General features: G+C 41.9%; 12 protein-coding genes. 11 read left to right on the forward strand and 1 reads right to left on the reverse strand.

Annotated elements, in window-relative coordinates:
- Positions 1-644 precede the first annotated feature (644 nt).
- Complete coding sequence (locus ABR397_RS21430; protein WP_350307485.1) at positions 645-1,259, reverse strand: phage repressor protein CI; 615 nt, start codon at positions 1,257-1,259, stop codon at positions 645-647.
- A gap of 370 nt (positions 1,260-1,629) precedes the next feature.
- Between ABR397_RS21430 and ABR397_RS21435 the strand changes: the two genes are divergently transcribed.
- The 11 genes from ABR397_RS21435 to ABR397_RS21485 all read left to right on the forward strand — a co-directional run.
- Entirely contained in the window at positions 1,630-1,812 is a 183-nt protein-coding gene (locus tag ABR397_RS21435; RefSeq protein ID WP_350307493.1) for a hypothetical protein, read from the forward strand.
- A gap of 665 nt (positions 1,813-2,477) precedes the next feature.
- A complete protein-coding gene (locus ABR397_RS21440; RefSeq protein WP_036841233.1) occupies positions 2,478-2,681 on the forward strand; it encodes a tail protein X in 204 nt (67 codons plus the stop codon).
- Between the two features lie 9 nt (positions 2,682-2,690).
- Positions 2,691-2,954 (forward strand): phage holin family protein, encoded by a 264-nt coding sequence (locus ABR397_RS21445; protein ID WP_036841231.1) that lies wholly within the window; start codon positions 2,691-2,693, stop codon positions 2,952-2,954.
- A gap of 1 nt (position 2,955) precedes the next feature.
- The gene (locus ABR397_RS21450) at positions 2,956-3,492 is read left to right on the forward strand and encodes a lysozyme (RefSeq protein ID WP_350307486.1); all 537 of its coding nucleotides are present in this window, start codon (positions 2,956-2,958) and stop codon (positions 3,490-3,492) included.
- Positions 3,493-4,035 (forward strand): lysis system i-spanin subunit Rz, encoded by a 543-nt coding sequence (locus ABR397_RS21455; protein ID WP_350307487.1) that lies wholly within the window; start codon positions 3,493-3,495, stop codon positions 4,033-4,035.
- Positions 4,022-4,429 (forward strand): phage tail protein, encoded by a 408-nt coding sequence (locus ABR397_RS21460; RefSeq protein WP_350307488.1) that lies wholly within the window; start codon positions 4,022-4,024, stop codon positions 4,427-4,429. The genes ABR397_RS21455 and ABR397_RS21460 overlap by 14 nt, the downstream gene beginning before the upstream one ends.
- A gap of 291 nt (positions 4,430-4,720) precedes the next feature.
- Complete coding sequence (locus ABR397_RS21465) at positions 4,721-5,356, forward strand: phage baseplate assembly protein V (RefSeq protein WP_350307489.1); 636 nt, start codon at positions 4,721-4,723, stop codon at positions 5,354-5,356.
- The gene (locus ABR397_RS21470) at positions 5,356-5,697 is read left to right on the forward strand and encodes a GPW/gp25 family protein (protein ID WP_036841226.1); all 342 of its coding nucleotides are present in this window, start codon (positions 5,356-5,358) and stop codon (positions 5,695-5,697) included. The genes ABR397_RS21465 and ABR397_RS21470 overlap by 1 nt, the downstream gene beginning before the upstream one ends.
- Before the next feature lie 4 nt (positions 5,698-5,701).
- Positions 5,702-6,610: a baseplate assembly protein gene (locus ABR397_RS21475; protein ID WP_350307490.1), complete on the forward strand. Its 909-nt coding sequence runs from the start codon at positions 5,702-5,704 to the stop codon at positions 6,608-6,610.
- The gene (locus ABR397_RS21480) at positions 6,603-7,211 is read left to right on the forward strand and encodes a phage tail protein I (protein WP_350307491.1); all 609 of its coding nucleotides are present in this window, start codon (positions 6,603-6,605) and stop codon (positions 7,209-7,211) included. Before ABR397_RS21475 ends, ABR397_RS21480 begins: the two co-directional genes overlap by 8 nt.
- The coding region (locus ABR397_RS21485; RefSeq protein ID WP_350307492.1) for a phage tail protein at positions 7,208-8,044 on the forward strand (837 nt) is incomplete at its 3' end. The genes ABR397_RS21480 and ABR397_RS21485, both read left to right, overlap by 4 nt.

Below are 8,044 nucleotides of genomic sequence, written 5' to 3' on the forward strand. Positions count from 1 at the left end.
ATATCCCCACTCAACGCTTTGCCGTTCACCTTCCGGCTGTTCGGCACCGCATTCTTGGCCTGACTTACCGTTTCCGACAAACCAAGGTTTTTCAAAATTGGTTAACTTATGGTAATTTCTAAAAAAATAGTCTCTCATTGGTATTAAGTGGGATTGCACATGGCGAAGATTGGCTATATCCGGGTGTCAATAAATGACCAGATTGGTGATTTACAGTGAAATATATCTTGGAGTATGAATTTTACACAAATTTTGGAGGGTAAAATGAGTGGTAAAACAACCGATAGACACGATTTAGAACTACCATAAAAATAATAATTATCCCCAATTTGTGTTATTCCTTACCATGTAGATTTAACAGACAGAATGTTTCAATCCTAGCAAAACTCCCTAAGAAAAATTGATTAAACATTATTAAAATTAATAAATTACATTGAGACAGAAATATTGTTGGTCAGTTTCAACCTGTCCTATTGCCTGTAAGGCAGAAGGTGAAACAGAAAAGAGAGCTATCACCAGCATGTTTGTCACTGGTGAAGGCTAAAAAAACTCTGTGCACAAAACCAACTGAGTGTGAAACCATGTATTCTGGGTATTCCTGATAAAGTACAGAACTACACACCTGAAAGCTAACTGAAAAGTCGTCAGTTTCTTGAAATCATTAGGTAAACTCGACCAACGAAGTTAATTTCATCAATTGCACAGTCAAAAGTAACATCATTATCAAAGACTCGAATTTTACTGACAGGAATCTTTGTGATCTTTTTAATGCTATGCATCCCTTCTATATCAACCAACCATAAACCATCCTGAACACCAGACTCTTCTGTATCCAACAAATACCAAGAGTTGTTATCATCCACAATAAGAGGTTTTTTTATTTCTTTGGTAATAAGTTCACTATCTAAAACTACAGAGCTATCAGTGTTCAGTTTTCCACCTACTAACTTAACGCGTCGTATCGTCGGAGCAATAATATTTTCTAAAGATTCTTTTTTCCTTCTCCCATCAGGGAACATTTCTCCCTGTCCTGTGCTTAACCATAGCAGTGAAGCATTAGTTTCAAGATTGCACTGAATAACCCAGTCGGCTGGAAAACTGTCCCTTAAGTAGCGGTTAGCCATTGTACTTTTAGAGACGCCTAAATGGTCACTAAGTGCCTGGCGTGATTTGAATCCATATGCTCGGACAAGGCGCTCGATAGCTTGTTTTCCTCCACTATCTGCACCCATTTTTATCTCAGTTATGTTTTTTTTCATTGAAAGTACAGTTTAGCGAGTTGATTTTATTCAAAATGATCTCTAATTAAGATCTAAAATGTTCCAAAATGAACTTGTTAGAAATTCAATTAGAGATATTGCATCATGAACATTCAGATTTCAATCTATATCCCTATTAAGTCGTATCATCTAAAGAGTTTGTCTAGCTTAAGTGTAAGATAAAATTTATACATCATGGCTAATTGTAGTGAGGAAGCTATAGTTATTATTGTTAATTTTTTAATCTAAAACAATAAGTAATGACTCACTCCTATCAAATTTAATTACCAGAAAAAATAAAAACTACTTTAAGTTTTCCTAATTAGAGTATACTGTATGCGCATACAGTATTAATTATACGGAGGCAAGTTTGGCGGTGGACTTTCTTATGGAATCAGTGATAGCACAACGTATTAATTTCATTGCCAGAATGGCAACGAGCTGTGAATGTAATCATTCTGAAGATAAGGAACTAGCCTTAGCTTGGATTGCTGAGTTGTCGACACCACTTACAAAACGGCTTACTAATTATCACGAAACGCTTGAAGAATAAGCTCTGCAAAAAGAGTGAATGTAACAGGTAAATAATATATATGCGGAAATTTTGTTTGGTACGCCAATCTAGCTTTTGCGACCAGTAATGACTGTACTGAATATAAGTTGAAAAAATAGGCTTACCTCAACATACAAACATTTGTTTCAGGTGAGCAGCAATGCTTCTGTATCAGTAACATGTACAAAAAACGCTGCAAAAAATAAAGAGGTAATTCAGCTAATTGACTCAGAAAGTTTGAAAAAATGATAGTTGATTGCTAAATTATTAATCGTGTAAATTAATGTTGTTCACTTCATAGATTTTGAGCAAACGGGATATTGGATTCCGATATATGAACGGCCTGACTCCTTCTCTGGGCCGTTTTCTCTTTTCTGAAAGAGTGAATTGTTTACATTTCTCCACATTCCAGGTCCATCTTACCCAACCACTTAAAAAGTATAAAAAAACCTCACCAAGAATTAATAAATATCTCTGTTATATATTCATAGAATCGCTCGACTAAGCATTTTCATTTAATGGATAGGTGTAATCGCATAGATAACCTTTTGCTTCCTATTTGTATTACCCCCTTAACAACACTGCACTGTTGTTTCTACCCTCTCGTTAGCACACCATAATGCTTTGACTTATCTATATTTCCTGTAACAAGGGGAGCATATCCGATGAAAATAATTGCACAACAAAGTGATACTGTCGATGCCTTGTGTTGGCGTCATTATGGACGGACTCAGGGCGTGACAGAACGAGTCTTGGTCGCTAACCCAGGTCTGGCTGAATATGGAGTGATCCTGCCACATGGCACAGTGGTTGAAATGCCAGAGGCTATGCCTGCCGCAACAAAGCCTATTTTACAACTCTGGGATTAAAAACGACGAATGGATAAATACAGCCATGCTACTTATGGTAGTGCCGGTTTGATCGCTTTTTTTGCAGGGTTATCGCTTTATGAATGGTGCTTTTTTATCGGCGTTTTTGCCAGTGTTGCACTGGGGATCATGACTTATCTACTAAACCGTCGGGAGCAGATGAAGCGTACACGCATTTTGCAAGACATTTTGGAAAGTCTGAAAACTGAGCCTGCTTCTGAATCTGCCAGGATAGTCAATGAATTAGTGCAGAAAGCACCAGGAGAGCTTTGATATGCCAGATACCAAAACCAGACTCAGCCGGGCTGTTATTGGGTTAATACTTGGGGGTGCCGGCTCAACAGTGATTCTTTCTCAGTTTCTGGATGAAAAAGAAGGAAACCGTTTGAATGCCTATCAGGATGCAGGTGGTGTATGGACAATCTGTCGTGGCATAACTCACATTGACGGTCAATCTGTTAAAAAGGGAATGAAATTGACAGCCACACAGTGTGAACAATTTAACCAAATTGAAGCTAGAAAGGCCATAACATGGGTAAAATGCAATGTTCATATTCCGTTGACTGAACCACAAGTTGCAGGCATCGCCAGTTTCTGCCCATACAATATCGGACCATCTAAATGCTTCTCTTCTACTTTCTACCGAAAACTGAGCTCCGGGGATAAAAAAGGTGCTTGTGCGGAAATTAAACGCTGGATATATGACGGTGGGCGCGATTGCCGTCAGACCAATGGGAAATACGGAGGTTGTTATGGTCAGATTAATCGTCGAGATCAGGAATCTCAGCTTGTTTGTTGGGGGGCTGAATAAATGAGGATTTTATGGATACCACTACTCATTGCAGCAGCAGCTGGCTATACCGTTGGCTGGTGGTTGACTAAGCTGTCATTCACCGCCGAACTTGCCACATTAAAACAGCATCATACAGACCAGCTCTCAATCATCAGTCATAAAGCTCAATCTGATACCACAGCAGCAATCCAAAGGATGAAAATTGCACAGGATACAGCTGCTGAACTTGATCGTCATTATTCAGAGGAACTTGCTTATGCCCAAGAAGAAAATACAGCCTTACGTACTGATATTACCACTGGCAAGCGTCGGATGCGGATCGTATCAGCCAACCTTGCAACCTGTCAGCTCGTCGCAAGCCGAACTTCTCCAACCAGCAGCATGGACAATGCAGCCAAAATCGAACTCACTGCAATTGTTGGACGCACTGTTTACGACATACGAGCAGGAATAATCAGTGATCAAGCCAAATTAGATTACTTGCAACATTATGTTAGAGACGTGGTTAGACAGTGCAAAATTGAAAATGTTACAAGGAGAAAACACGATGAAAAAACCTAAATTCTTGCGTCAAACCCTGATTAAAAAAGTACCATATTTGCACGCTTACCCAGGCACTCTAAGTATGTCAGCTGAGAAAGGCGTGGTGATAGCAACAACGACTAAATCTCTCTCATTTGAATACAACTACGTACTCAATCTAACGATCAGTTATTACACTGGTGACTTGAATTTTCTGATAGTACCGCTACTTCAGTGGATAGGGAAAAACCAGCCAGATTTAATGACCAATCCAGAATTGCGCAAAACTGGTTTCACTTTTGCGGTGGATTCATTCAGCCAAGACGCTACTAATATCAAAATTGGCTTAAAATTAACTGAACGAGTACTTGTTCGTGAAGATGGTGAAAACCTCACTGTTGAAAACCTCCCAGAACCCGAAACCTCATTTTAACAGTAGTCATACCTTACATGCCCGCGAGGACTTCGTGGGCGCTTTCATTACAAACACTTCCTGATGTGTACGTATCAAATTGTTCTTATCATAAATATTTAAGTGATACGTATTTAAAAGATTTCTATCTCCTCAAACTTACTGTGTTCACATGAAACATACCCAATATCTTTATTTTTATAATCAACATTATTATCTTATATAACAATGCATTACTTACTAAACTTGTTTGGTTACTCCTACAATCCTCTCTTAATGCCGACCTCCATCTTTAATGGCATTCTTTCCGGCATGAACACACAACTGACTGAACTGATGCGCTTATTGCGCAACCTGATCCGAACTGGCGTTATTACTCAAGTGGATACCACTCAGGGTATATGTCGTGTCGCAACAGGAAACATCGAAACCGACTGGTTGCACTGGTTGACACTGCGAGCGGGCAATACCCGTACTTGGTGGGCTCCCAGTATTGGCGAGCAGGTTTTATTACTATCCATAGGCGGAGAACTGACCACTGCCTTTGTGTTACCGGCTATTTTTTCTGATGAATTTCCGGCGCCATCGGCTTCCGCTGAAGCTGTCCATATTACTTTTCCTGATGGAGCAGTGATGGAATATGAGCCGAAATCCAGTGCCTTACAGGTAAGTGGTATTAAAACTGCCACAGTGAATGCTTCCGGTTCTGTTCATATCACTGCTCCGGAAATTACCTGCACTGCAAGCAGTAATATCACCCTGGATACACCGGAAGTTATTTGTACCAATTTGCTGACAACATCCAGTCTAGTGGTACAGAAAGGTGGAAAAATGGCCGGTAACATTGAACACACCAATGGGCAATTCAGCTCTAATGGTGTGATCGTGGATTCCCATAAACACACCGGCGTTAGGTCAGGCGGTGACACATCAGGAGGTCCGGCATAATGATGTACCTTGGTATGAATCGGCAAACTGGTCATAGCCTGACAGATTTGGCGCATGTTCGCCAATCTGTCAGTGACATATTACTTACCCCTGTAGGTAGCCGTTTGGCACGCCGTACTTATGGTTCCCTGCTGCCTGAACTGCTTGACTGGCCGCAGAATGCTGCGTTGCGCTTACAAGTTATGGCAGCCAGTTATACAGCGATTAGCCGCTGGGAGCCACGGGTTAATCTAACAGCTATCACTATAAATACTCAACAAGACGGCAAAATGACGGTGGATATCACTGGTTATTATCAACAGTCCACCGGAGTATTTTCTTTATCCATACCTGTGAGGTGAAACAATGCCGACTATCGACCTGAGCCAGTTGCCGCCACCGGATGTGGTAGAACCTTTGGATTATGAAAGTTTGCTGGCTGAACGCAAAGCTACGCTGATATCCCTTTATCCTAAAGAACAACAGGAGGCCATTGCCCGTACACTGGAACTGGAATCAGAACCATTAGTGAAACTGCTTGAAGAAAATTCTTACCGGGAATTGATACTACGTCAGAGAATGAATGAAGCTGCCCGCGCAGTAATGGTAGCTTATGCTTCCGGTAACGATTTAGACCTGCTGGGAGCAAACAATAATATTACCCGACTGGTGTTAAAGCCAGCAGATAACAGCACTATTCCACCAACACTTGCGGTCATGGAATCCGATAACGATTTCCGTGTCCGTATCCCACAAGCTTTTGAGGGGTTAAGTGTTGCGGGACCGGTGGGTGCTTACGAGTATCATGCCCGTAGTGCTGATGGGCGTATCGCAGATGCGTCTGCTACTAGTCCATCACCAGCAAACGTCATCGTTACCATTATGTCACGGGAAAATAATGGTGTGGCCTCACAGGAATTGCTGGACAAAGTTGCCGCCGTTCTGAATGACGAAAATGTTCGACCTGTGGCTGATCGGGTGAAAGTCCAGTCTGCTAATGTGGTGGAATACCAGATTGATGCGGTGCTTTATCTCTACCCTACACCAGAAGCCGAGCCTATTCGTATTGCAGCTGAACAAAAACTGAAACGTTATGTGGAAGCTCAGCATCGACTGGGGCGTGATATTCGGTTGTCTGCTATTTATGCCGCGTTGCATGTAGAAGGTGTACAACGGGTAGAACTGAAATCGCCGACTCAGGATGTAGTACTGGATAAAACTCAAGCTTCTTATTGCACTAGTGCGAAACTGACTGTGGGAGGTTCTGATGAATGATCGTCTGCTACCGACCGGTTCAACCACACTAGAGGTAGCAGCAGCTAAAGCGTGTGCTCAACTGCAAAACATTTCGGTGCCATTACGTGAGTTATGGAACCCTGATACTTGCCCGCTACCATTATTGCCTTATTTAGCATGGGCATGGTCTGTTGATCGCTGGGATGAAAACTGGCCGGAGAAAACTAAACGCGAAGTCGTTAAAAGTTCGCTGTTTTTACACACGCATAAGGGCACTATCGGCGCGATTCGTCGTGTTGTGGAACCTTTAGGCTATCTCATTAAAGTTCAAGAATGGTGGCAAACTAACGATGCCCCTGGCACTTTTCGGCTTGATGTAGGAGTCCTAGATAGTGGCATTACCGAGGAAACTTTTTTAGAGCTGGAACGGTTGATTTCTGACGCTAAACCTGTAAGTCGCCATCTAATTGGTTTATCCGTCAATCTGGATGTGCAAGGTGAATTTTACTGTTCCGCTGCAAGTTATAGCGGTGATGATCTCACGGTTTATGCTTATACCCCTGAGATTATCACTATTAGTAATAATGCGCCTATAGGCGCAGCACTTCATATCATTGATACAATGAGGATTTCATTATGAAATACTTTGCAATTTTAACCAGTCTGGGGGCAGCAAAACTGGCGAATGCCACTGCTCTTGGTACAGCGGTTGATATCACCCATATGGCGGTCGGTGATGGTGGTGGTAAATTACCAGCACCCGATACTAACCAGACAAAACTAATTAATGAAAAGCGCCGTGCTGCAATCAATACATTAAGTGTTGATCCTGTTAATACCAGTCAGATTATTGCTGAACAGATTATCCCTGAAAATGAAGGGGGATGGTGGATACGTGAAATTGGCCTGTTTGACAGCGAAGGTGTGATGATTGCTGTGGCAAACTGCCCTGAAACTTACAAGCCTCAATTGCAGGAAGGATCGGGTAGAACGCAGGCAGTTAGGATGGTTTTAATTGTCAGCAGCACTGATTCGGTCACTCTGAAGATTGATCCATCTGTAGTGCTGGCAACGCGTGAATATGTGGATAGTTCCATTAAAAAACATGAAAAAAGCCGTAATCATCCTGATGCTACAGCGAAAGATAAAGGCTTTGTTAGGTTAAACAGTGTCACTGACAGTAACGATGAAACGACTGCTGCTACTCCGAAAGCCGTAAAAACCGCTTATGATCTGGCAGCTACGGCAAATAACAATGCAGCAGCAGCCAATACTAATGCGACAAATGCTAATAACAATGCCAATAGCAAATTAGCCAGAGATCAAAATGGCGCAGATATTCCCAATAAAAATGAATTTGTAAAAAACCTTGGTTTGTCGGAAACGGTAAGTCAGGCCAAGAATGCGGTGCCGAACAGCCGGAAGGTGAACGGCAAAGCGTTGAGTGGGGATATCAGTTTGAGTGCCGAGGAT

Origin of the sequence: Photorhabdus viridis, from assembly GCF_040256935.1 — a bacterium.
Classification (GTDB): domain Bacteria; phylum Pseudomonadota; class Gammaproteobacteria; order Enterobacterales; family Enterobacteriaceae; genus Photorhabdus; species Photorhabdus viridis.